The 23369-nt window shown below is 73.2% G+C and carries 22 protein-coding genes; 9 read left to right on the top strand and 13 right to left on the bottom strand.

Going from position 1 to position 23369, the window contains the following annotated elements:
• Window positions 1–43 precede the first annotated feature (43 nt).
• The gene (locus ACIBG4_RS15090) at window positions 44–1948 is read right to left on the bottom strand and encodes a helix-turn-helix domain-containing protein (protein ID WP_397202270.1); all 1905 of its coding nucleotides are present in this window, start codon (window positions 1946–1948) and stop codon (window positions 44–46) included.
• A 10-nt stretch (window positions 1949–1958) separates the two neighbouring features.
• Complete coding sequence (locus ACIBG4_RS15085) at window positions 1959–2720, bottom strand: 3-hydroxybutyrate dehydrogenase (RefSeq protein WP_397202269.1); 762 nt, start codon at window positions 2718–2720, stop codon at window positions 1959–1961.
• Window positions 2721–2965: 245 nt separating this feature from the next.
• Between ACIBG4_RS15085 and trpD the strand changes: the two genes are divergently transcribed.
• Window positions 2966–3997, top strand: a complete 1032-nt coding sequence (gene trpD, locus ACIBG4_RS15080; RefSeq protein WP_397202268.1) for an anthranilate phosphoribosyltransferase — start codon at window positions 2966–2968, stop codon at window positions 3995–3997.
• 10 nt (window positions 3998–4007) lie between these two features.
• Here trpD and ACIBG4_RS15075 read toward each other — a convergent pair whose 3' ends face one another.
• The 3 genes from ACIBG4_RS15075 to ACIBG4_RS15065 are packed head-to-tail and all read right to left on the bottom strand — an operon-like array spanning window position 4008 to window position 8196.
• Window positions 4008–5402 (bottom strand): class II fumarate hydratase, encoded by a 1395-nt coding sequence (locus ACIBG4_RS15075; RefSeq protein ID WP_397202267.1) that lies wholly within the window; start codon window positions 5400–5402, stop codon window positions 4008–4010.
• Between the two features lie 54 nt (window positions 5403–5456).
• Window positions 5457–7031, bottom strand: a complete 1575-nt coding sequence (locus ACIBG4_RS15070) for a protein kinase (RefSeq protein WP_397202266.1) — start codon at window positions 7029–7031, stop codon at window positions 5457–5459.
• 34 nt (window positions 7032–7065) lie between these two features.
• Window positions 7066–8196 (bottom strand): serine/threonine-protein kinase, encoded by a 1131-nt coding sequence (locus tag ACIBG4_RS15065; protein WP_397202265.1) that lies wholly within the window; start codon window positions 8194–8196, stop codon window positions 7066–7068.
• Between the two features lie 689 nt (window positions 8197–8885).
• Between ACIBG4_RS15065 and ACIBG4_RS15060 the strand changes: the two genes are divergently transcribed.
• Window positions 8886–9077 carry a DUF5999 family protein gene (locus ACIBG4_RS15060; protein ID WP_310709737.1) on the top strand — a complete coding sequence of 64 codons (192 nt, stop codon included), beginning with the start codon at window positions 8886–8888 and terminating at the stop codon, window positions 9075–9077.
• Between the two features lie 90 nt (window positions 9078–9167).
• Here ACIBG4_RS15060 and ACIBG4_RS15055 read toward each other — a convergent pair whose 3' ends face one another.
• Window positions 9168–10820 carry a fumarate hydratase gene (locus tag ACIBG4_RS15055; protein WP_397202264.1) on the bottom strand — a complete coding sequence of 551 codons (1653 nt, stop codon included), beginning with the start codon at window positions 10818–10820 and terminating at the stop codon, window positions 9168–9170.
• A 70-nt stretch (window positions 10821–10890) separates the two neighbouring features.
• Window positions 10891–11787, bottom strand: coding sequence for a DMT family transporter (locus ACIBG4_RS15050; RefSeq protein WP_397202263.1), 897 nt, complete (start codon window positions 11785–11787; stop codon window positions 10891–10893).
• Between the two features lie 67 nt (window positions 11788–11854).
• Between ACIBG4_RS15050 and ACIBG4_RS15045 the strand changes: the two genes are divergently transcribed.
• Window positions 11855–13255 (top strand): PLP-dependent aminotransferase family protein, encoded by a 1401-nt coding sequence (locus ACIBG4_RS15045; protein WP_397202262.1) that lies wholly within the window; start codon window positions 11855–11857, stop codon window positions 13253–13255.
• Between the two features lie 49 nt (window positions 13256–13304).
• Window positions 13305–14264 (top strand): Gfo/Idh/MocA family oxidoreductase, encoded by a 960-nt coding sequence (locus ACIBG4_RS15040; protein WP_397202261.1) that lies wholly within the window; start codon window positions 13305–13307, stop codon window positions 14262–14264.
• On the opposite strand, the gene ACIBG4_RS15035 is transcribed toward ACIBG4_RS15040, so the two are convergent.
• A complete protein-coding gene (locus tag ACIBG4_RS15035) occupies window positions 14261–15418 on the bottom strand; it encodes an MFS transporter (protein ID WP_397202260.1) in 1158 nt (385 codons plus the stop codon). The genes ACIBG4_RS15040 and ACIBG4_RS15035 overlap by 4 nt on opposite strands.
• A gap of 45 nt (window positions 15419–15463) precedes the next feature.
• The gene (locus ACIBG4_RS15030; RefSeq protein ID WP_397202259.1) at window positions 15464–16111 is read right to left on the bottom strand and encodes a DUF998 domain-containing protein; all 648 of its coding nucleotides are present in this window, start codon (window positions 16109–16111) and stop codon (window positions 15464–15466) included.
• Between the two features lie 280 nt (window positions 16112–16391).
• Between ACIBG4_RS15030 and ACIBG4_RS15025 the strand changes: the two genes are divergently transcribed.
• Complete coding sequence (locus ACIBG4_RS15025; protein WP_310709744.1) at window positions 16392–17039, top strand: DUF1707 domain-containing protein; 648 nt, start codon at window positions 16392–16394, stop codon at window positions 17037–17039.
• 23 nt (window positions 17040–17062) lie between these two features.
• On the opposite strand, the gene glpX is transcribed toward ACIBG4_RS15025, so the two are convergent.
• Window positions 17063–18097: a class II fructose-bisphosphatase gene (gene glpX / locus ACIBG4_RS15020; RefSeq protein WP_397202258.1), complete on the bottom strand. Its 1035-nt coding sequence runs from the start codon at window positions 18095–18097 to the stop codon at window positions 17063–17065.
• Between the two features lie 82 nt (window positions 18098–18179).
• Here glpX and ACIBG4_RS15015 point away from each other — a divergent pair, with 82 nt between their 5' ends.
• Genes ACIBG4_RS15015 through ACIBG4_RS15005 form a run of 3 tightly spaced genes read left to right on the top strand, consistent with a single transcriptional unit; the run spans window position 18180 to window position 19617 of the window.
• Entirely contained in the window at window positions 18180–18791 is a 612-nt protein-coding gene (locus tag ACIBG4_RS15015; RefSeq protein WP_310709746.1) for a TetR/AcrR family transcriptional regulator, read from the top strand.
• An 11-nt stretch (window positions 18792–18802) separates the two neighbouring features.
• The gene (locus ACIBG4_RS15010; protein ID WP_397202257.1) at window positions 18803–19333 is read left to right on the top strand and encodes a DUF4245 domain-containing protein; all 531 of its coding nucleotides are present in this window, start codon (window positions 18803–18805) and stop codon (window positions 19331–19333) included.
• Between the two features lie 47 nt (window positions 19334–19380).
• The gene (locus tag ACIBG4_RS15005) at window positions 19381–19617 is read left to right on the top strand and encodes an exodeoxyribonuclease VII small subunit (RefSeq protein WP_310709748.1); all 237 of its coding nucleotides are present in this window, start codon (window positions 19381–19383) and stop codon (window positions 19615–19617) included.
• Window positions 19618–19654: 37 nt separating this feature from the next.
• Here ACIBG4_RS15005 and ACIBG4_RS15000 read toward each other — a convergent pair whose 3' ends face one another.
• Window positions 19655–20068 (bottom strand): nitroreductase family deazaflavin-dependent oxidoreductase, encoded by a 414-nt coding sequence (locus tag ACIBG4_RS15000; RefSeq protein ID WP_397202256.1) that lies wholly within the window; start codon window positions 20066–20068, stop codon window positions 19655–19657.
• Window positions 20069–20161: 93 nt separating this feature from the next.
• Here ACIBG4_RS15000 and ACIBG4_RS14995 point away from each other — a divergent pair, with 93 nt between their 5' ends.
• The gene (locus tag ACIBG4_RS14995) at window positions 20162–20791 is read left to right on the top strand and encodes a TetR/AcrR family transcriptional regulator (protein ID WP_397202255.1); all 630 of its coding nucleotides are present in this window, start codon (window positions 20162–20164) and stop codon (window positions 20789–20791) included.
• A 9-nt stretch (window positions 20792–20800) separates the two neighbouring features.
• Here the strand turns inward: ACIBG4_RS14995 and xseA are convergent, their stop codons facing one another.
• Together xseA and ACIBG4_RS14985 are read right to left on the bottom strand one after the other, a co-directional pair.
• Window positions 20801–22153, bottom strand: coding sequence for an exodeoxyribonuclease VII large subunit (gene xseA / locus ACIBG4_RS14990; protein WP_397202254.1), 1353 nt, complete (start codon window positions 22151–22153; stop codon window positions 20801–20803).
• 26 nt (window positions 22154–22179) lie between these two features.
• Window positions 22180–23331 carry a hypothetical protein gene (locus ACIBG4_RS14985; RefSeq protein WP_397202253.1) on the bottom strand — a complete coding sequence of 384 codons (1152 nt, stop codon included), beginning with the start codon at window positions 23329–23331 and terminating at the stop codon, window positions 22180–22182.
• Window positions 23332–23369: the final 38 nt, after the last annotated feature.

The raw sequence follows: 23369 nt of genomic DNA, 5'->3' as shown, positions 1-23369 counted from the left end.
AGGGAGTGACGGGAGTCACTTATATGGGGGCGAAGCCCACAGTCTACGGCGCCGATGTGTGGCCGAGGCGGTGCAGGCGGAGCGCGAGCTGGATCTCCAGCGCCCGCTCCGGCTCCGACCAGCCGTCGCCGAGGAGCTTGCCGATGCGGTCGAGCCGCTGGGTGACGGTGTTGACGTGGATGTGCATGACCTCGGCCGTGCGGGACGGGGAGCAGCCCGTGCCGAAGTAGGCGGCCAGCGTGCCGGTCAGCGCGGTGCCCCGGCGGGCGTCGTAGTCGACGACGGGGCCGAGCGCCGAGCGGACGAAGCCGTGCACGTCGCGGCCCTCGCCGATGAGCAGGCCGACGAAGCCCAGCTCGGCGGCGCTCGCGCCGTCGCCGGCGCGGCCCAGCGCGATCAGCGCCTCCGCGCACCGCCGCGCCTCCCGGTAGGCCCCGGCCACGTCACCGGCCCTGTCACCGGCCCTGTCACCCGCCACGTCGCCCGCCATGGCGCCCACCCGTGAGGCGCCCGCCGTCGCCGGCGTGCCCAGCGAGGCGCTCAGCTCGGCGGCGACGCGCTGAGCGAGCGCGCCCGCGTCGTCGCCGGGCAGGAGCAGCACGACCTCGCCGGCCCGCCCCGCGGCCAGCCCATGACGCACCGCGGCGTGCGACGACGCCCAGAACGCGGCCCGCTCCCGCTGCCCGTCGTGCCGGGCGGCCACGACCACGTGCGGCGCGCCCAGGTCCACGCCCAGCCGCCGCGCCCGGTCCGTCAGGCCGGGTGTGCCGGGCCGGGAGATCAGGTCGTCCAGCAGCTCGCCCCGCACCCGCCCCTCGGCCTCGGCCACGCTGCGGCGGAACAGCAGCAGCAGCGCGCACACCAGCGCCGCCCGCTCCAGGATCCGCTCGTCGGCGTCGTCGCTGCGCAGGACCAGCGTGCACAGCGGCTCCCCGCCGACGTCCACCGACGCGATCCGCAGGTCACCCCTGCGCACCGTACGGCCCAGCGCCCGCGACGCCTGCGCGGCCTCGAACACGCCCGCGTCCAGCTCCCCCACGGCCCCGTCGAGCGGCCCCGCGATCGGCCTGCCCAGGTCGTCGAGCACGGCCAGCGAGCCGCCCAGCACGTCGGTCACCACGGCCGCCACGTCCTCGATGCCGCCGCCGCGCAGGACCAGCGACGTCATGCGGTCGTGCGCGAGCGCGGCCCGCTCCACGGCCTCGGCGTGCGCCCGGGCGGTGCGATGGGCGCTGGACAGCTCCTCCAGCGCGTTGCGCGTCTCCTGGAGCAGCCGGGCGTTGTCGATGGCGACCGCCGCGTGCGCCGCCAGGCTCGCCAGCAGCGACACCTCCTCCTGGTGGAAGGGCCGGGCACTGCGGTCGGCGGCCATCAGCACGCCGATCACCCGCTGTCCCAGCCGCAGCGGAACGCCGAGGATCGCGACCAGGCCCTCTTCCTTGACGGCCTCGTCGATGTCGTCCTTGTGACGGAACCTGGCGTCGGCGAAGTAGTCGGCCGTGGCGTACGGGGTGGCCGACTGCGCCACCAGCCCGCCGAGCCCGGCCCCCATGGCCAGCCGCAGCGCGCGGAACTTCGCCGAGATCGACCCGTCGGTGACCCGCATGTACGTGTCGCCCCGCTCCGGGTCGTGCAGGGTCATGTACGCCGTGTCGGTGCCCAGGAGCTGCCTGGCCCGGTGGACGATCGCCTCCAGCACCGCGTCCAGGTCGCGCAGCGCGGCCAGGTCGCCGGCCGTGTCGTACAGGGCGGACAGCTCGGCCTCGCGCCTGGCCCGCCGTCTCAGCAGCGCCCGCACCCTGAGCGCCTCGATCTTGGCGCGTTCGAGCTCCTCGATCGTCGCCGCGTCGGCCCCCTCGGCGCGGGCCTGGATGATCGGCCCCTCGAACTCCACGGCCGACGCCTCACGGGCGAGCAGCTCCAGGAAGTGGGTGGCGGGCGTGTTCATGACGTCGGGGCTACCGCGCCGTCCAGCCGCCGTCGACGGGCAGCGAGACGCCCGTGATGAACGAGCCGCTCGGGCCGCACAGGTACGCGACCAGCTCGGCCACCTCCTCCGGCTCGATGAGGCGCTTGATCGCCGCGGGTCTCAGCATGACGTCCTCGACGACCTTACCCGGGTCGATGCCGTGGGCCCTGGCCTGGTCGGCGATCTGGTCCTCCACGAGCTGCGTGCGCACGTACCCGGGGCAGACGCAGGTCGAGGTCACGCCGTGCGGGCCGCCCTCCAGCGCGATCGTCTTGGACAGGCCCTCCAGCGCGTGCTTGGCCGTCGTGTACGCCGACTTGTACGGCGAGGCGCGCAGCCCGTGGACCGACGAGATGTTGACGAACCGGCCCCACTCCCGGGCGTACATGCCGGGCAGCACCCGCCGCGCGATGCGGAACGGCGCCTCCACCATGACGCGCAGCATGGTGGAGAAGATCTCCGGCGGGAACTCCTCGATGGGCGCCACGTGCTGGAACCCGGCGTTGTTGACCACGATGTCCACGTCGGCGGGCAGCGCCTCGGCGAATCCCGGATCGCCCAGGTCGGCCACCACGGCCGTGCCGCCCACCTCGGCGGCCACCTTCCCGGCCGCGTCCGCCCTGCGGTCGACGACGAGCACGTGCGCTCCCGCGGCGGCCAGCCGCCGCGCGCAGGCGGCCCCGATGCCGCCGCCCGCCCCGGTCACCAGCGCGGTCCGCCCCGTCAGCGCACCGGTCAGTTCGTTCGCCATACCTCCGACCCTAAGCGCTGCGCCGCGGCCGCATGATGGGGCCCGGCTACACAGATCACCATCGCCGTATGTGGGCCGGCCCGGCTGATACAGTTTGCCCCATGACCGCGTACGCGCAGCAGTGGTGGCCCGCCTCCTAGGCGGACCCGCACGCGCATACGCACCCCGGCCGCCTCGACGAGGCGGCCGCCCGCATGTCCGGGACGCCCCCCGTCGAGCACCTCGACCAGCGAAAGGGCGTTCACATGACGATCACCTGGGCCTCCCTGCTCGGCTCGCTCCTCGACGGCTCCTCCCTCCGGGCGCACCAGACCGCGTGGGCGATGGACCAGATCATGTCCGGCGCGGCCACGGACGCCCAGATCGCCGGCTTCGCCGTGGCCCTGCGCGCCAAGGGCGAGACCGTGGACGAGGTGACGGGCCTGGCCGACGGCATGCTGGCCCGCTCGTACGCGATCAGGGTGCCGGGCGAGACGGTGGACCTCGTCGGCACCGGCGGCGACCGGGCGGGCACGGTCAACATCTCCACCATGGCCGCCGTCGTGACCGCGGCGGCCGGGGCCCGCGTGGTCAAGCACGGCGGCCGGGCCTCCTCCTCGACCACGGGCGCGGCCGACGTGCTGGAGGCGCTGGGCGTGCGCGTCGAGCTGCCGCCGGCCGAGGTCGTGCGGATCGCGGAGGAGGTGGGCATCACCTTCTGCTTCGCCGGGGCCTTCCACCCGGCGATGAGACACGCCTCGCCCGTCCGGCGCCAGCTCGGCGTGCCCACGTTCTTCAACTTCCTCGGCCCGCTCACCAACCCGGCGCTGCCCGCCGCGCAGGCCGTGGGTGTCGCGGACGCGCGCATGGCGCCGGTGATCGCTGGCGTGCTCGCCCGGCGCGGCTGCTCCTCGCTCGTCTTCCGCGGCGACGACGGCCTCGACGAGCTGACCACCACCGGCCCGTCCACGATCTGGGTGGTACGCCGGGGCAAGGTCACCGCGACCCCGTTCGACCCCGCCGACCTCGGCATCCCGCGGGCCCGTCCGGAGGACCTGCGCGGCGGCGACGCCGAGCACAACGCCGCGGTCGCCCGCGCGGTGCTGGCGGGCGAGCCGGGACCGGTGCTCGACATCGTGCTGCTCAACGCCGCCGCCGCGCTCGTGGCCGCCGAAGGGGCCCCGCCCGCCGCCGACCTCGTCCCGTCCCTGGGAGCGGCCCGCAAGCGCGCGGCCGACGCCGTCGAGTCCGGGGCCGCGGCCGCGCTGCTGGCCCGCTGGGCCCGCGCCACCGGCTGAGCGGCGCCGGTCAGTCCTTGCCGGAGTTCGTCATGGCCAGCACGTCGAGGACCGCGTCGAGCTGCTCCTCGGTGATCTTGCCGGACGCGACGTGGCCGCGCTCGACGACCACCTCCCGGACGGTCTTGCGCTCGGCCAGGGCCTGCTTGGCGATGCGCGCCGCCTCCTCGTAGCCCACGTACCGGTTGAGCGGGGTGACGATCGACGGCGAGGACTCCGCGTACTCGCGCAGCCGCTCGACGTTGGCCGTGATGCCCGCCACGCAGCGGTCGGCGAGCAGCCGCGACACGTTCGCGAGCAGCCGGATCGACTCCAGGATGTTGCGCGCGATCACCGGGAGCTGCACGTTGAGCTCGAACGTCCCCGAGGCGCCCGCGAACGTGATGGCGGCGTCGTTGCCGATGACCTGCGCCGCCACCATGGCCGTGGCCTCGGGGATCACCGGGTTGACCTTGCCCGGCATGATGGACGAGCCCGGCTGGAGGTCGGGCAGGTTGATCTCGCCGAGCCCGGCGCGCGGCCCGGAGCCCATCCAGCGCAGGTCGTTGGCGATCTTGTTGAGGGACACGGCCACGACCTTGAGCTGGCCCGACAGCTCGACGATCGAGTCCTGCGCGCTCTGCGCCTCGAAGTGGTCCAGCGCCTCGCGGAACGGGATGCCGGTCGCCTCGCGCAGCTTGGCGATGGCCTTCTCGGCGAAGCCCGGCGGGGTGTTGATGCCGGTGCCCACGGCCGTGCCGCCCAGCGGCAGCTCCAGCACGTGCCCGAGCGCCGACTTCACCCGCACCAGCCCGTGCTCGATCTGCGAGGCGTAGCCGCCGAACTCCTGCCCGAGCGTCACCGGCGTCGCGTCCATCAGGTGGGTCCGCCCGGACTTCACCACCTGGTCGAACTGGAGGGCCTTGGCCCGCAGGCTCGCCGCCAGGTGCTCCAGCGAGGGCATCAGGTGGTAGGTCACCTCGGTCGCCGCCGCCACGTGGATGGAGGTGGGGAAGACGTCGTTGGACGACTGCGAGGCGTTCACGTGGTCGTTGGGATGGACGGGCCGGCCCAGCCGCTCCTGCGCGAGGTGGGCGACCACCTCGTTGGCGTTCATGTTGGACGAGGTGCCGGAGCCGGTCTGGAAGACGTCGATCGGGAAGTGGTCGTCGTGCTCGTTCTCGGCGACGTCGGCCGCGGCCTGCGCGATGGCCTCGGCCAGGTCCTTGTCCAGAACGCCCAGCTCGGCGTTGACCTCGGCGGCCACGGCCTTGATGAGGCCGAGCGCGGCGATGTGCGACGGCTCCAGGGGCCGTCCGGAGATCGGGAAGTTCTCGACCGCCCGCTGGGTCTGCGCGCGCCACCTGGCTCCGGCGGGCACGCGCACCTCGCCCATCGAGTCTGTTTCGATGCGGAACTCGCTCATGCCCCCAGTCTGTCCCACACCGGACGTCTCAATCGGGGGCGCCGGGGTGCCGGATCAGCTCGACAGGATGGCCACGATGAGGATCGCGATCATCACGGCGGCCGCGGCGGCCACCGCCATGAGGACGAGCATGCCCGTGCGGTTGCCGGCGGGACGCTCCTCGGGCCCGGCGATGGCGAACAGGTCGGTGCCGAGCCCCTTGGAGTCGGGCCGCTCCGTGGCCATCCCCTGCGGCCCGTAGGGTGCCGGGCCCGGCTGATGGGGGCCGGGGGGAGGACCCTGGTAGGGGCCCTGACCGGAGATCGGCTGCTGGGGGTACTGGCCGGGCCGGCCCTGCGGCACAGGGCGGGCGGGCTGCTGGCCCGGAGCCGGCGGGTAGACCTGCTGACCGGGGGGAGCGCTGTGGGGCCGGGGCGTCTGGATCCGCTGGGTCTGGAGGGACCCCTCGTCGGCGGGCGGCCCCTGCTGGGGGCGGCCCGGGAGCGGGGTCTTGGGGCGCATCAGGCTGACCGTGCGCTCGGAGTCGGGCACCGCACGGCCCGCCCCCTGGGCGCCGGGCCGTTGAGGGCCGGGCTGCTGGGAACCGGCCTGCTGGGCGGCGGGCTGCTGAGGTCCGGCCTGCTGAGGGCCGGGCTGCTGAGGTCCGGCCTGCTGGGGACCGGCCTGAGGACGCGCGCCCGCTCCCCGCTGAGGGCCGGACGCCGGCGAGCCCGGCGTCCTTGAGCCGCTGGCGGGGTTGGTGGCGTCGGGCACGGAGGCCTCCTGGCCGGTCAGGGCCTCGGCGGTGATGACCGGCATCTCGTGGGTGGGGGTGTCGGCGACCATCCGCAGCATGGTCTCGGCCTTGGCCGCGCTCAGCCGCTTCCTGTGGTCCTTGTTCAGCAGCCCGGTCAGCACAGGCCCGAGCTGGCCCGCCTGGGTGGGCGGGTCGGCGTTCTCGCTCAGCAGCGCCGCGAGTGTCTCCGCGATCGAGGCCCGCTCGTACGCGGGACGCCCCTCGACGGCGAAGTACAGCGTCGCCCCGAGCGACCAGATGTCGGACTCGGGACCGGTGTACTCGCCCCTGGCGCGCTCCGGAGCGGTGTAGCCGGGGGAGCCGATCACCATGCCGGTCTTGGTGAGCCTGGGGTCGCCCTCGGCCTTGGCGATGCCGAAGTCGGTCAGCACCACGCGACCGGTCTCGGTGATGAGCACGTTGCCCGGTTTGACGTCGCGGTGCGTGATGCCCTGGGCGTGCGCGGCCCGCAGCGCGCCGAGCAGGTCGACGCCGAGCTCGGCGACCAGCCGGGGCGGCAGCGGCCCCTCCTCGTCGATCACCTGCTCCAGGGAGCGGGCCTCGACCAGCTCCATGATGATCCACGGGCTGCCGTCCTCGATGAGCACGTCGTGGATGGCGGCGACGGCCGGGTGGCTGATGCGCGCCGCGATGCGGCCCTCGCGGACCATGCGCTCGCGCAGCTCGGCCCGCTGCTCCTCGGTGAGTCCGGAGTCCTGCCGGATCTCCTTGACCGCCACCTCGCGGCCGAGGGCGCGGTCCCTGGCGCGCCACACCGTCCCCATCGTCCCTCGCCCGAGCGGAGAGATGAGCTCGTAGCGCTCGGCGAGCAGGCGTGTCTGGTGTTCCGGCATGAGAAGAAGATATCTATTTCGCTTGGAAAGTGCTTTAGCCTCGCTTGCGAAGTTCCCTTGGCCAGAACCTTCGAGGAAGGCACAACTTTATCACCGCCGTCATGACGCGGGCATAGATCGTCGGAGTCGCGGGCCGCTGCTCCACCCGCCGGCGATGGACGCCTTCGCCGGGCCGGCGCTCCTGCCTGGGCGAGGGCACCGTGACCGGGGCGGCCAGGATGTCGGCCCGCTGCATGGCGTCGGCTCTGTGCAGCCCGCGATGCGCGGGCCGGCGTGGGAAAGAGGCCGCGGTCGCCGCCTGTGCCGCTCGTACGGGCCTGCGGGAGGCCAGTGGCTCCTCGGCCGAGCCGCCCGCCGCCACGCGCGCCAGCATGAGCGAGGCGCGCACGGAGTCGAGGCGGGTCTCCGGGTCGATCCGGAGCAGCGCGTCGAGCACGGGCGCGAGCGGGCCCGCCTTGGTCATCGGGATGGGCTCGCCGCTGGTCAGCGCCGCCAGGGCCGCGGCGGCCGTACGGCGGCCGTGCAGGCCCCTGCCCTCGACGGCGGTGTAGAGCGTCGCGCCGAGCGACCACAGGTCGCCGGCGGGGCTGGCCTTGGCGCCGAGCACCCGCTCCGGCGCGATGTAGCCCGCCGAGCCCAGCACGATGCCCGCCTGCGTGATCGAGACGTCGCCCTCCAGCGCCGCCAGGCCGAAGTCGGTGAGCACGGCCCGGTCGTCGGTGACGAGCACGTTGCTGGGCTTCACGTCGCGGTGCAGGATGCCCTTGGCGTGCACGGCCCGCAGCGCGCCGAGGATCTGCCGGCCGATCTCCGCCGCCCGGCGCGGATGGAGCGGTCCCTCCTGCTGGATGAGCTGCTCCAGCGACCTCGCCTGCAGCAGCTCCATGACGATCCACGGCCGGTCGTCCTCGGTCACGACGTCGAACACCGTGATGACCGACGGGTGCGCCACCATCGCCGTGGCCCGGCCCTCGCGCTCGGTGCGGGCGCACAGCTCCGCCCGCAGCTCCTCGTCGAGGACCGTCGGCAGGCGTACCTCCTTGACCGCGACGTAGCGGTCGAGCAGCTCGTCGTGCGCCCGCCACACGGTGCCCATGCCGCCGCGTCCGACCGGCTCCAGGAGCCGGTAGCGCGCGGCGAGAAGGTAACCGGAGGGCGCACGCATGCCTGGCAGCTTACCTATTTGTGTAAACCGACCAGTAGAGGCCCGGCCGATAAAATGTTGCGAATCCAAGTCAACCCGTCTGACTCGCCCCGTCAGCGAGCCTGCTCGGCGCGCCCATGGACGCGCGAAGTGTCGTGCCGTCCACATGGTGGGGGCCCGGCCGCCGCGCCGCAAGGGATGCGCGCGCCGCCGCGTGTACGTGCCCGCCGCGGACCCCGGTCCCGTACGCCGTGACTCCCGACTGTTCCGCACCCGATGCGGAATGGCATTTCCCCAGCTCCGAGCCCCTTTCCGGGATGGCTTCCCCAGGTCCGGAGAAAAGCGCATTACGCCGATAAAGGGGGCTCAGTCAGCACGGGAAGGGGTGCGCCGGGAACTCTGGGGTGCGGTAGGCCGGTTGTAAGGGTGTCGTAAGGGGGTGGGTGCAGAGTGAAGCTACTAACGAGGCGACTCCCCAAGAATCCGGAAAGTGACCGCCACGATCGGCAGAATGGGGAGCACGCGTCGGAGGCACGACCAAGTCAGCGATCATGACGGCTTCACCCGAAGGACGTGATGAGGATGCGCCAGACCCAGGTTCACCCCCGGCCGAGGAAGCCGGCCGGCCCCTCCCTCGACCTTCGCACTCCGTCGGGGCGCAAGCTGCCCTTCTGAAACCCATCGCAGGAGCGTCATCTGAGAGGTGCACGATGTGCTGCAGTCACTTCCCCGTCTGCCCCGCCGCTGTATCGCCCGACCGTGAGGCGGCCCATGTGATCTCGGCCCACCCCGACCAGGGCTGGAGCCTGCTCTGCAACGGCGTCGTGCTCTTCGAGGACACCGGCCTGCTGCTGCCCGACGGCAGCGTCGTGGCCCCCCACCGAGCCGCCGTCCTGGCCTGACCCGCCTCCCCGCGCCGCCTTCGGTGACCCCGGAAACGCCGAAGGCCCCGGCCGGTCGACGTGCCCGGCGGGGCCTCCTCGCGGCTCAGGTCAGCGGCGGCCGATCGACAGCACCGGCCCCGTGCGATCGTCGAAGAAGTCGTCGCCCTTGTCGTCCACGACGATGAACGCGGGGAAGTCCTCCACCTCGATCTTCCACACCGCCTCCATGCCCAGCTCCGGATACTCCAGGACCTCCACCTTCCTGATGCAGTCCTGCGCCAGCCGCGCCGCCGGCCCGCCGATGGAGCCCAGGTAGAAGCCGCCGTGCCGCTGGCACGCCTCGGTCACCTGGCGCGACCTGTTGCCCTTGGCGAGCATGACCATCGAGCCCCCGGCCGCCTGGAAGCGCTCCACGTAGGAGTCCATCCGCCCCGCCGTCGTCGGCCCGAACGAGCCCGACGCGTAGCCCTCGGGCGTCTTGGCCGGCCCCGCGTAGTAGACGGCGTGGTCCTTCAGGTACTGCGGCATCTCGCCACCGTCGTCGAGCAGCTCGGCGATCTTGGCGTGCGCGATGTCGCGAGCGACGACGAGCGGGCCGGTCAGCGAGAGGCGCGTCTTGACCGGGTACTTGGTGAGCTGGGCGAGGATCTCCGGCATGGGCCGGTTGAGGTCGACCTTGACGACGTCGTCCGACAGGTGGTCGTCGGTCGTCTCCGGCAGGAAGCGGGCCGGGTCGGTTTCCAGCTGCTCCAGGAAGACGCCCTCCGGCGTGATCTTCGCCAGGGCCTGCCGGTCGGCCGAGCAGGAGACGGCGATGGCGACCGGGCAGGAGGCGCCGTGGCGGGGCAGCCGGATGACGCGCACGTCGTGGCAGAAGTACTTGCCGCCGAACTGGGCGCCGATGCCGAGCTTCTGGGTCAGCTCGAAGACCTTGGCCTCCAGCTCCAGGTCGCGGAAGCCGTGCCCGGACGGCGATCCCTCGGTGGGGATGGAGTCGAGGTAGCGGGCGCTGGCGTACTTGGCCGTCTTCAGCGCGTACTCGGCGGAGGTGCCGCCGACGACGATCGCCAGATGGTACGGCGGGCAGGCCGCGGTGCCGAGTGAGCGGATCTTCTCCTCCAGGAAGGCCAGCATGCGCTTCTCGTTGAGCACCGCCTTGGTCTCCTGGTAGAGGAACGACTTGTTGGCCGAGCCGCCGCCCTTGGCCATGAACAGCAGCTTGTACTCGTCGGGGTGGCCGTGGGGGTCCTCGGCGTAGAGCTCGATCTGGGCGGGCAGGTTGTTGCCCGTGTTCTTCTCCTCCCACATGGTCAGCGGGGCCATCTGGGAGTAGCGCAGGTTGAGCCGGGTGTAGGCGTCGTACACGCCGCGCGCGACGTGCTCGGCGTCGCGGCCGTCGGTCAGCACGTGGCGGCCGCGCTTGCCCATGACGATCGCGGTGCCGGTGTCCTGGCACATGGGCAGCACGCCGCCGGCCGAGATCGAGGCGTTCTTCAGCAGGTCGAGCGCCACGAACCGGTCGTTGCCGCTGGACTCCGGGTCATCGATGATCTTGCGGAGCTGGGCCAGGTGGGACGAGCGCAGGAAGTGGGAGATGTCGTGCACGGCCGTCTCGGTGAGCAGCCGCAGCGCCTCGGGGTCGACCTCCAGGAACGTGCGGCCGGCCGCCTCGACTCTCCGCACCCCCTCCGAGGTGATCAGCCGGTACGTGGTGTCGTCGGCGCCCAGCGGGAGAAGATCGGTGTAGTCGAACTCGGCCATGCCCATCCTTTCGATTTCCCAAAGCGTACGCCCACGCGAGGCCGGCTCCCGCCCGGCCTCCGGCCCGGGCTCACGTGCGCTCGGCGGCGAGGTCCGGCACGGGGACGGGCCCGGGAGCGGGCGGCGCGGGGCGGCGGGCGGTGAGGCCGACGAGGATGCCGCACACCACCAGCCCCGCGCCCAGCAGGTCGTAGCCGGACGGCGTCGCGATGCCCAGCACCGCGCCGGTCGCGATGGCCCCCACCGGGATGAGGCCCGCGAACAGCCCGGCCCGCCCCGGACCGAGCTGCGGAAGCGCCGTGTACCACAGGAAGAACGCCACCACGGTGACCACGAAGGCCAGGTAGGCGAACCCGGCCGCCTCCGCGACGGTCGGCACCCGGAGCATGTCCGTGCCCTCCCGCACCACCCCGATCACGGTCAGCAGGGGCACGGCCAGCGCGGTCGAGTACGCGCTCACCCGTACCGCACCCAGCTTGGGCAGCAGCGGGAGGGCCAGCAGCGAGAAGGCGATCTCCCCGGCGAACGCGCCGAGCGCCCACAGCAGGCCGTGCAGGTTGCCGCTGCCGAGCCCGGTGGCCAGCGTCGCGCCCGCCACGACCACGCCCGCCCCCGCCAGCAGCCGGGGCGCGGGCCGCCCGCCCGCCAGCGCCAGGGCCAGCGGCACGGCGCCCAGCACGGTGCCGACCAGCGCGGGCCCGGCGGCGCCGGCCGACTCGGTCACGCACACGTTGAACAGCGCCAGCCCCGTCAGCGACAGCGCGCCGAGCAGCCCCCACTCCCGCGGCGTCAGCCGGACGAACCGCAGCCCCATGGCCCGGGTCATGACCAGCAGCACGACGGCGGCGAGCAGGTAGCGCACCGCCTGCCCGCCGTACACGGGATAGTCCTTGACCAGGCCGGACACTCCGGCCAGCGTTCCCACGAGGAACATGGCGCTCGCGGCGCTCACGACACCTTTGCCCATGTACGAGCATGCTAGGGAGACAATGGCTCTCCCAAACAGTCCAATCTGCCGCCGCGAATGAGGACCAATGGCCGATCTGTACGTACCGGTGGATCACGAGCGGGGTGGCGTGGCCGCGCAGGTGGCCTCCGGCCTGCGGGAGGCGGTCCGGTCGGGCCGGCTGGCGCCCGGTGACCGGCTCCCGTCCAGCCGTGACCTGGCCACCGACCTCGGGGTGTCGCGCGGGGTCGTGGTGGAGGCGTACGAGCAGCTCGTCGCGGAGGGCTTCCTCGTCTCGCGCGTCGGCTCCGGCACCCGCGTGGCGCCGGCCGCGGCCGCCTGTCAGCGCGGGCCCGGCGGCGAGGAGCAGGTGCCGTACCACGACCACCGGAGCAGGGCGACCTCGCCCGACCTCGGCCACTTCCCGCGCGAGCGCTGGCTGGCGGCGCTGCGGCAGGCCCTGGCCACCATCCCGTCCGACGCCCTCGACTACGGCGACCCGGGCGGCATCCCGGAGCTGCGCGAGGAGCTGGCCGGCTACCTGCGGCGGGTGCGCGCGGCGGACGTGGAGCCGGAGAACCTCGTCATCGTGGGCGGCGTCGCCCAGGGCCTCAGCCTGGTTCTGCACGTGCTCGCCGCGCAGGCGACCCGCACGCCGCAGGGCGACGGGTTCGGGCTGGCCGTGGAGGACCCGACCAGCCACCGGCAGATCCCCCTGCTGCGCCGCGCGGGCGCCGAGCTGCTGCCCGTGCCGGTCGACGGGCAGGGCCTCGACGTCGCCGCGCTGCGCGACCGCCCGGCCCGCGCGGCGCTGGTCACACCGGCCCACCAGTACCCGACGGGCGTGGTGCTGTCGCCCTGCAGGCGGGCCGCGCTCGTGGAGTGGGCGCAGGACGCCGACGCGATCGTGCTGGAGGACGACTACGACGCCGAGTTCCGCTTCGACCGCGACCCGGTGGGCTGCCTGCAGGGCCTCGCGCCCGACCGGGTGGTGCTGGCCGGCAGCGTCAGCAAGGCGCTGGCACCGGGGCTGCGGCTCGGCTGGGTGGTGGCTCCGCCATCGCTGGCGGGGGCGGTACGGCTGGCGCGGGGCGAGTTCGACCTGGGCTCGCCGGTGATCGAGCAGTACGCCCTGGCCGGCTTCCTGCGCACCGGCGGCTACGACCGGCACCTGCGCCGCATGCGCCGCGAGTACCGCAGCCGCAGGGACGCCCTGGTCAGGGCGCTGGCGGAGCACCTCCCCGAGGTCCGGGTCCGGGGCATCGAGGCGGGTCTGCACGCCTACCTCGACCTGCCGGCCGGCTGGGACGAGCACCAGGTGGTGGAGGCCGCCCGCGAGCTGGGCCTGGCCATGGAGGCCGTGGGCCCGATGCGCTTCACACCGGGCGGCCCGGCGGTGGCCGCGGGCTTCTCCCGGCTGCCGGCGCACCGGGCGGAGCGGGCCGTACGAGGGCTGAAGGTCCGAATGTCAGGACAAACTATTGACTGAGGCGCGCGGGCTCGCCTACAAAGAGAGCGACCGTCACCTTGGAGGCGCGATGCGTGTGGGACTGCTGGGCCTGGGCCGGATCGGGGCCTTCCACGCCGAGACCCTGGCCGCGCACCCGCTGGTGGACGAGCTGATCGTGGCCGATCCCGTGCGCACGTCGCCGTACGGCAGGCCGGGCGACCCGTTCGAGGCCGACGCCGTGGTCATCGCCACCCCCACCGGCACGCACGCCGACCTGCTCCTGGAGGCGTGCCGCAGGGGCGTCCCCGCGTTCTGCGAGAAGCCGGTGGCGGGCGACGTCGAGCGGACCCTGGAGGTGCTCCGGGCGGCCCGCGGGCACCGGGTGCGGATCGGCTTCCAGCGCAGGTTCGACGCCGGGTACGTGAGCGCGGCGACGGCGCTGCGCGGCGGCGAGCTGGGAGAGCTGCACCGGGTCCACCTGATCACCGCCGACCCGGCGCCGCCGCCCGCCGAGTACATCCCGCTGTCCGGCGGCATCTTCCGCGACTGCCATATCCACGACTTCGACATCCTGCGCTGGGTGACCGGCCGCGAGGTCGCGACCGTCTACGCGACCGGCGCCAACCGGGGCGCCCCGTTCTTCGCCGCGGCGGGCGACGTGGACACCAGCGCGGCGCTGCTCACCCTCGACGACGGCACGCTCGCCACCGTGCAGGGCTCGCGCTACAACGGCGCCGGGTACGACGTGCGCATGGAGCTGGCCGGCAGCAAGGGCACGCACGTCGTGGGGCTGAGCCCGCGGGCGCCGCTGCGCTCCTCGGAGGGGCTGGAGCCCTCGCAGGAGCCGTGGCCGGACTTCATCGCCCGCTTCCGGCAGGCGTACGTCGACGAGATCGACGGCTTCCTGCGCGGCGACCCCCGCCTGTGTCCCATCGAGGACGCGCTGGAGGCCCTGTACGTCGCCGAGGCCGCGGAGCTGTCACGCCGCGAGCGCCGCCCGGTCGAGGTGGCCGAGGTACGGCGCGGATCCCAGGCCGAAGCGCGCTAGGCCGGCGTCTTGACCGCGGGCTCGAAGCCCCGGGCCAGCACGATGATCACGCCCGCCAGCAGGAACGGCGCGGCGAACGCGATCCGCATGTCGAAGGAGTCGGCCAGGCCGCCCACCAGGGCCGCGCCGACGATGAAGCCCACGTAGTTGAACAGGTTGACCCGGGCGATGGCCACGCCCGTGCCCGCCGGGTCCAGCCGCCCCGCCGCCGAGAACGACTGCGGCGCCACCACCGACAGTCCCACGCCGGTCAGCCCGAACGCCACGATGGCCAGCGGCTGGCTCGGCGAGAGCACGATGCCGAGGAAGCCGAGCGTCGCGATCGCGCCGCCGATCCGCACGATGGCCGCCGGGCCGTACCTGCGCACCGCCAGGTCGCCGCCGAGCCGTATGGCCAGCGTCGTGGCCTGGTAAGCGGCGTAGGCCAGCGGTACCACGCCGGGGGTGGCGGCCAGGACGTCCTTCATGAAGACCGTGCTGAAGTTCGAGACCGCGGCGTCGCCGACGTACAGGAAGCCCATCGCCAGGCAGAGCGGGATGATCGGCCGCCACGGGAACCGGCCGCCGGCCGTCTCCTCCGTGTGCTCGACCTTCTCCTCCTCGACGGTGCAGAGCCTCGGCCCGGCGTAGAGCGAGGCCGCCACGGCCAGCACCATCGGCACGCTCATGACCACCGCGAGGTCGAGCCCGGCCGCGGCCGACGCCCACAGCGCGCCGAGCAGGCTGAACACGCTCCACACGCAGTGGAAGCCGTTCAGCACGGCCCTGCCGTACCTCCGCTCGACCGCCACGCCCTGCATGTTGATGCCCGCGTCCACCGCTCCGACCGCCAGCCCGAACAGCAGCAGCGCGACCAGCAGCAGCGGCACGCTCGGGGCGAGACCGGCGAGCACCACGGCGACGGCGACGGCCGGCTGCGCGGCCCGCAGCAGCGGCTTGCTGCCCAGACGCGCGGCGAACGAGCCGGCGGCGACGCTTCCGACGCCCGCGAAGACCGGGACGACGAGCAGGAGCAGGGTGAGCGTGCCCTCGTCGAGCTCGTGCCGGTGCTGCAGGGCGGCGACCTGCGTCAGCAGGGTCGCGAACGACAGTCCCTGCACGGCGTAGGCGACGAACGTGGCGATGCGGGCCTGACGATCACGGGGGGTCGGCACGGCGGCCTCCAGGTGGGGGGTCAGCAAACGTGAGGCGCGGTCAGGTTAGCGCTCGACCGGCCCTTTCGCCAGGGCACACGCACCCAGAGCCACCACGGCGGCCACCTCCGTGACCGCCAGGCCACGCTCCACCAGGCCACGCTCCACCAGGCCGAGCGGCATCACCTGCCACCACGCCAGCCCGCCGCGCGCCCCCACCAGCACCACCGCGACGATCCCCGCCACCCACAACGCCGAGCCGAGGCCGAAGCCGAAGGCCGCCAGCGCGGGGCCGCGCCGCCCGGTGTGCCGCCACGGGCGGGCGATGACCAGCGCCGCCACCGGCAGGCTCAGGAACGCCACCAGGCTCCCCACCCGGTGGATGCTGCCGCTCAGGCTCGGCCCGACGGACCAGTCGTGCTTGGGGAACCAGGCCGTCACCAGCAGCCCCGCGCTCCACGCCATCAGCGCCAGCGTGCCGAACACCCCCGCCAGCCGCGTGCGGGCCAGCGCGACGCCGATGGCCGCCGACCCGGCCGCGAGCAGCGCCACGCCGAGGCCGAAGACCCAGCCGTAGGCGCCGAGGCCGTGCTCACTGATGGTCCTGCGCAGGGGATTGATCTCGCCCAGCCCGGCGCCGACCACGTCCAGGCCGGCGATCACCACCACGCCGGCGCCCACCGCGCCGAGACCCCATCCCGCCGCCTGCCGCACCAGCCACTCCCTCCGCGCCGCCGCGGGCTCCTCTGCGGGCGCTCTTCCGGTCGGCTCTTCCGGTCAACGGGCCGGCCCGCCGCCAGATTCCGTACCTCCGCACCGCATGACCGTCCTTCGCGCCGCATGAGCGTTTTTCGGGCCGCATGACTGTTTTTCGGGCCGCATGACCGTCCTTCGGGCCGCATGACCGTACGAAACCGGGACTCGTACGGAGTCGTCACCTTGGCCGGACCGGCGGTGGCGAGCGAACGGGCCTTCCGCCGGATATCGTCGAGATGTGAACGAGCGCCCGGGAGCCTGGCTGCCCCGCCTGCAGGAGGTCGGCGAGCGACTGGCCGAGGAGTGGATCAGCGCCCGGCGTCCCGCCAGGCCCGACAACCCGCAGCCGCACGAGCTGCGCGCCTCCGACGACGACCGCGAGCGCATCGCGCAGGTCCTCCAGGACGCCCACGCCGACGGCCGGCTCGCGCTCGACGAGCTGGAGGAGCGGCTCGGCGTCGTCTACTCCGCGCGTACCCTCGGCGACCTCGCCGGCCTCACCGCCGACCTGCTGCCGGAGGAGGAGCAGCCGCTGCGGCTCGACGGCCGGCCGGTGTCGGCGTTCTTCAAGCAGGAGCAGCGCGGCGGCCGCTGGGTGGTGCCGGCCGAGCTGGACGTGACCGCCATGTTCGGCACCACCAAGCTCGACCTGCGCGACGCCATCCTGCAGAACCAGCGGATCGTCATCAACGCCACGCTCGTCTTCGGCGGGCTGGAGATCCACGTCCCGGAAGACCTGGAGGTCATCCGGGTGACCAAGGACAAGACCGTGCGGCTGACCAAGCAGCCCACCGAGCCCGGCGCGCCCGTGGTGGAGGTGCGCACCACCAACTTCGCCGGCGAGGTCAAGGTCAAGGAGCCGCCCCGCCGCAAGCGGCGCCGCTGACACCGCCGGCTCCCCGGGGCGGCTCAGCCCGCGGTGTCGAAGTTGATCGCGCTGTAGGCCCGGAGCTTCCAGAGCTGGTGCTCGCTGTCGACCTTGCGGATCGTGCCCGAGCGCCCGCGCATCACCAGCGAGCTGGTCATCGCCACGCCCTTGCTGAACCGCACGCCCTGCATCAGCTCACCCTGCGTGATGCCCGTCGCGGCGAAGAACACGTCGTCGGAGCTGACCAGGTCGTTGGTGGTGAGCACCTGACCGAGGTCGTGCCCGGCGTCGATGGCCCGCTGCCGCTCGGCGTCGTCGCGCGGCCACAGCTTGCCCTGGATCACGCCGCCGAGGCACTTGAGCGCGCACGCCGCCACGATGCCCTCGGGAGTGCCGCCGATGCCCATCATCAGGTCGATGCCCGTGCCCACGCGGCCCGCCATGATGGCGCCCGCCACGTCGCCGTCCACGATGAACTTGATGCGCGCCCCGGTCTCCCGGATCTCCTTGACGAGCTGCTCGTGCCGGGGCCGGTCGAGCACCACCACCGTGACGTCGGAGGCCGAGCAGCCCTTGGCCCGCGCCACGGCCTGGATGTTGGCCGAGACCGGAGCCTCGATGTCCACCACGTCGGCCGCCTCCGGCCCGGTGACCAGCTTCTCCATGTAGAACACCGCCGACGGGTCGTACATCGAGCCGCGCTCGCTCACCGCGATCACCGACACCGCGTCGGGCATGCCGAGCGCCGTCAGCCGGGTGCCGTCGATGGGGTCGACCGCCACGTCGCACTCGGGGCCGCTGCTGTCGCCGACCTGCTCGCCGTTGAACAGCATGGGGGCGTCGTCCTTCTCACCCTCGCCGATGACGACCACGCCGTTCATGGAGACCGTGTTGATCAGCTGGCGCATCGCGTTGACCGCGGCGCCGTCCGCCCCGTTCTTGTCACCCCGCCCGACCCAGCGGGCCGCGGCCATCGCGGCCGCCTCGGTGACGCGTACCAGCTCCAGTGCGAGGTTGCGGTCGGGGGCGTGCTCGCCCGTCGCCAGAGCTGGGGGTACGGACGTCTGATCGGACATGATGGCAGGCCCTCCTCGTGGACAACTGAGTCGATGGTAGTTGTCCATGTATCCCCGGACAGCGGAGGATAATGTGCCTGCCATGAGCAGCGATGTGGAACAGCCGGTCACAGCCCGCACCTCCGAGCGGGGCGCCGCCACGCGCACGGCGCTACTCAAGGCCGCCCGGGAGGTCTTCGTCTCCAAGGGCTTCGCCGAGGCGGGCGTCACCGACGTCGTGGGCCGGGCCGACGCCAGCGTGGGCAGCCTCTACCATCACTTCTCCGGCAAGGCCGACCTCTACCTCACGCTGTTCGAGGAGTTCCAGGCCAAGCAGGCCCAGCGCACCAGCCAGGCCGCCCGCGAGGCGCGCGCCGAGGGTGAGACCGACCCGATGCGGGTGTTCATCCGCGCCGCCCGCGCCTACCTCGACGGGTGCCTGGAGGAGCGGGAGGTGGCCGCGCTGTTCCTGCGCGGTGACGGGCCGCCCGGCTTCGAGGTGGTCATGCGCGACCGGCTGCGCAAGTGGGCGGAGCGCAACGCCGCCCTGTTCGACGACGACGAGGGAGCCCTGGTCGTGGTGATCACCGGCGCGCTCGCGGCGGCGGTGTCGGAGGTGGTGCGCACCGGCGACCGGAAGCTCGCCGAGGACGTGCTCGCCATCATCGGGCAGATCCGACCGGCCGCTTCGGCGACCGGCACCACCAGCGGGTAACCTCGCGAAGTGTGCGACGGTTCACCGATGGGTTCTACGGCTACGCGGTAGCGCTGTTCGTCTGCCTGGGGGCGGCGGGCCTGTTCCTGCTGGTCGCCCCACAGAGCCGGCAGGAGCACATCCCGAGGCGCGAGTACACGATCACCGTCGCCAACTTCGGCCACGCCGTGCCGTACCAGGTGTGGGCGCCCAGGCAGGACCCGGCCGGCTGGGTCCCCAACAGCAACCGCATCGCCAAGGGCGAGAACGGCGCGCAGGTCCTCTACCTCGGCTACGCCACGGCCAAGCGGGAGCACGCCATGCTGGCCCAGAGCGACGAGAAGCCGGCCGCCGGGTTCGCAAGCCGCATGGCCAACACTGACAAGGCGATCGGCACCCAGCAGGTGGCCGGGCAGCCGTGGGAGCGGCGCTTCCGCGAGGACAAGAAGCAGCGGTCGCTGGTCCGCGTGCTGCCGGACGTGACACTGGTCGTCACGGGCACGGCCGACTGGCCCGAGCTGGGCGAGCTGGCCGCCACGCTCCAGCAGCGCCCGAAGAGCTGAGCGGCGGGTCGGGCACGCCCACGTCCCGGTGACCCTAGGGTGGTGACGTGGCAGACGAGAAGGCACCCTCATACGAGCAGGCCCGCGAGGAGCTGACCGAGGTGGTGCGCCGCCTGGAGACCGGCGGGCTCACCCTGGAGCAGTCGATCGAGCTCTGGGAGCGGGGCGAGAAGCTGGCCGCCATCTGCGAGGAGTGGTTGCAGGGGGCCAGGGTCAAGCTCGCCGCCGCGATGGCCCGCCGCACCGACGCGGGGGCGGCCCGCGACGACGACGCCCCCTTCTAGCCTTCCTCGTCCCCTGGCCTCCGGTCCTCGTGCCGGGTCAGGCGGGCTGGAGGTCCAGAGCGACGACGGGGATGCGGCGCTCGGTCTTGGCCTGGTACTCGGCGAAGCCCGGGGCGACCTCCACCATGCGCGCGTAGAGCCGGTCGCGCTCGTCGCCCTCCACGATCTCCGCCCTGGCCTGGTACGTCTCCGTGCCGATCTCGACCGTGACCGACGGGTTGGCCTCCAGGTTGAGGTACCAGGCGGGGTGGTGGTCGGCGCCCGCGTAGGACGCGACGACGACGATCCGCTCGCCGTCCTTGAGGTACATCACCGGCGAGGTGACCTGCTTGCCGCTCTTCCGGCCCGTGGTGGTCAGCAGCACCAGGTTGCCGCCCTCGAACATGCCGCCGACCTTCCCGCCGTTGGCGCGGAACTCCTCGATCACCTGCTGGTTGAAATCGCTGGCCATGACTGCGCTCCTTGTACCGGAAAAGTCTCGCTTGAGTGGAGCACAGCCTAAGCGGAGAAAATTCCGGTTACAAGCCGGAGGTATGCTCGCGGCGTGTGCGGACGCGAGCTCCTCCCCGTGGTCGGGCAGCTCCAGCCCGAGCGCGCCGACGCTGCCCGCAACCGCCGGCGGATCATCGACGTGGCCGCCCGGCTCATCGCCGAGTGCGGCGCCCGGCAGCTCTCCCTGGACGAGGTCGCCCGCGAGGCAGGCGTCGGCGTGGGCACCGTCTACCGCCGCTTCGGCGACAGGACCGGGCTGCTGTGGGCGCTCATCGACGAGCAGGAGCGGCGCTTCCAGGCCGCGTTCATGACCGGGCCGCCGCCGATGGGGCCCGGAGCGCCGCCTGCCGCGCGCGTCCGCGCCTTCCTGCGGGCGCTGGTGGACCGGATCGTGGCGCAGCAGGACATGTTCCTGCAGTTGGAGATCGGGCCGGCCAAGGGGCGCTTCAGCGGACCGTACCGGATCCACCACACGCACCTGGCCACGCTGGTCGCCCAGGCGTGTCCGGACCTCGACGCCGGCTTCCTCGCCGACGCGCTGCTGGCCCCGGCCAACGCCCACCTGATCCGCTTCCAGCTGGACGAGCGGGGCATGTCGGTCGAGGCCGTCAAGTCGGGATTCGACGCGCTGGCCGAAACCCTTCTCCGTGCCGGCCCGTGCCCGCATGCGACGGACGGATAGCGGCGCGCGTCAGCTCGCGCCGGCGGGCGGCTTCGCGGTCCGGGGCTTGCGCGCCCTGGCCGGCTTGGGCGCGTCCGTGACCTCGCCGGGGGAGTCGTCCTCCTCCTGCGACAGGGTCTCCTCCTGCGACAGGGTCTCTTCCGGCGACACGGTTTCCTCCGGCGACAGGGCGCGGACCGTGAGCCGGTCGTCGGTGAGGCGGACCGTCAGCAGCGCCCCCGGCGAGACGTCCTTGGCCAGGCGCACCACGTCGCCCGAGGGGTGCTGGACGATGGCGTAGCCGCGTTCGAGCGTGGCGGCCGGCGACAGCGCCACGAGGCGGGCCCGCAGGTGCGACAGCGAGTCCTCGGCCCGGTCCAGCGAGCTCGCGAGCGAGCGCCGGGCGCGGTCGCGCAGCGCCTCGGCCTGCTCCGCCCGTCGTTCGAGCTCCCGTACCGGGTCGGCCAGCGACGGCCGTGAGCGGACCGAGGTGAGCCACGACATCTCCCGGTCGAGCCAGCCGCCCACCACTCGCCGCCCGCGGTCGCGGAGCTGGCGCACCAGTGTGAGCTGCTCGCCGACGTCCGGCACCACTTTCTTCGCGGCGTCGGTGGGCGTGGAGGCCCGCACGTCGGCCACCAGGTCCAGCAGCGGACTGTCCTGCTCGTGCCCGATCGCGCTCACCACAGGGGTACGGCAGGCGGCCACGGCCCGTACCAGCGTCTCGTCCGAGAACGGCAGCAGGTCCTCCAGCGAGCCGCCCCCACGGGCGATGACGATCACTTCCACCGACGAGTCGGCGTCCAGCTTGCGCAGCGCCTCGGTGACCTCGCCCACCGCGTACGGGCCCTGGACGGCCACCTCCTCGACCTTGAAGCGCACGGCCGGCCAGCGGCGCCGGGAGTTCTCCAGCACGTCGCGCTCGGCCGCCGAGTCACGCCCGCAGATCAGCCCCACCGTGCCCGGCAGGAACGGCAGCCGCCGCTTCCGGTCGGCGTTGAACAGCCCCTCGGCGGCCAGCAACTGGCGCAGCCGCTCCAGCCGGGCCAGCAGCTCGCCCACGCCGACCGGCCTGATCTCCAGCGCGGTGAAGGCGAAGGACCCTCTGTTGACCCAGAAGTCAGGCTTGACGTGGACCACCACGCGGGCGCCGTCGGCCGGGCGCGGCACGGCCGCCTCGTACACGCCACGCGGAGCGGTGACCCGCGCGGACACGTTGGCCACCGGGTCGCGCAGCGTCAGGAACACCGTGCCGCCGCGCGCGCTCAGGTCGGTGATCTGGCCCTCGACCCACACCGTGCCCAGCTTGCCGATCCAGCCGCCCACCATCTGCAGGACGGTGCGGATCGGCAGCGGGGACTCGGGCGAGGTCTTCGTGCTCATGCCGGAAGACTACGGGGCCGTGGCGGCTATTCCCCGTCCTGGAGCTTGGCCAGCCGGTTCTCGAACATCCTGATCACCTCGGGCCGGGCGGCCGTGGCCTGCTCGTACGTCAGCAGACCGGTGATCTGCTCGGCCGACTTGCCGCGCATCCTGGCGCGCAGCGAGGCCACGGTCAGGTCCGCGTAGCCGGGAAGCGGCTCGGACGGGGACGCGGCGCCGGGCTCGATGCCGGCCACGGCCTCGGGGGTCGCGGCGGCGGCCTCCGCGAGCGCACCGGCAGGCTCGGCGGCGGGCTCGGCCGCCGGGGCGCTCTTGGCGGCCTTCGGCTTGGCCTGCGCCCGGGGCTTGGCGGTGCGCTTGGCGGCGGCGGGCTTCGCCGCGAGCTCGTCGGAGGGCTCGGCGGCGGGCTCGGCTTCGGCCTTCGGCTTGGCGGTGCGCCTGGTCGTGCTCTTCGGCTTCGCCTCAGCCTTGGGCTCGGCCTCGGCCTTGACCTCAGCCTTGGGCTCAGCCTCGGCCTTGACCTCGGCCTCGGGCTCGGTCTTGGCCTCGGGGGACGGCTCGGGCTCGACGCTGACCGGCTTGACGGCCTCGGCGGGCTCCGTGCCCGCGGTGGGCTCGGCCGCGGCGGCCGGCTCAGGCGCGGCGGCGGGCTCCGGGGCGACGGCGGGCTCGGCGGTCGCGCTCTCCGGCCTGGTCACGGTCTCCGGCGCGGCCACGGACTCGGACGTAACGGGCTCGGCCGCGGTGGAGGAGGTGGTGGTCTCGGCGGCCGGCTTGGCCGGGGCGAAGATGACCGGCTCGGGCTTGGCCTTGGCGGCGCCGTCGGCCTTCGCGGTGCCCTTCTCGGTGCCGGCCTTCTCCGCGGTGCCCTTCTCGGTGCCGTTCTTCTCGGCGGCGCTCGACGGGCGCGGTGCGAAGATGACGGGCTCCTTGCGAGCGGGCCGCTCCTCCTCGGCCGGCGCGGCGACCTCACCGGCGACCGGGGCGCGCGTCTCGGCGTCCTCCTCCTTCTCCCTGGAGCCCAGCCCCTTGATGGAGTTCTTCATCCGGTCCACCAGCAGCAACGCCTGCCCGGCGGCGCTCAACGTGGACTGGACGACGATGAGAGGAAGCTCCTTGGCCTTCTCCTTGTCGGTGACGGTCTTGGCGATGTTGCGTATCACGTCGCTGAGGGACATGACGTCTCCCTGGGAGGTCTGTATCGGAGGGCCAGTGT

Source organism: Nonomuraea sp. NPDC050383 (assembly GCF_044459125.1).
GTDB lineage: Bacteria > Actinomycetota > Actinomycetes > Streptosporangiales > Streptosporangiaceae > Nonomuraea.
The sequence above is the reverse complement of the archived record's forward strand: the minus strand, read 5'-3'. Positions and strand labels throughout refer to the sequence as shown.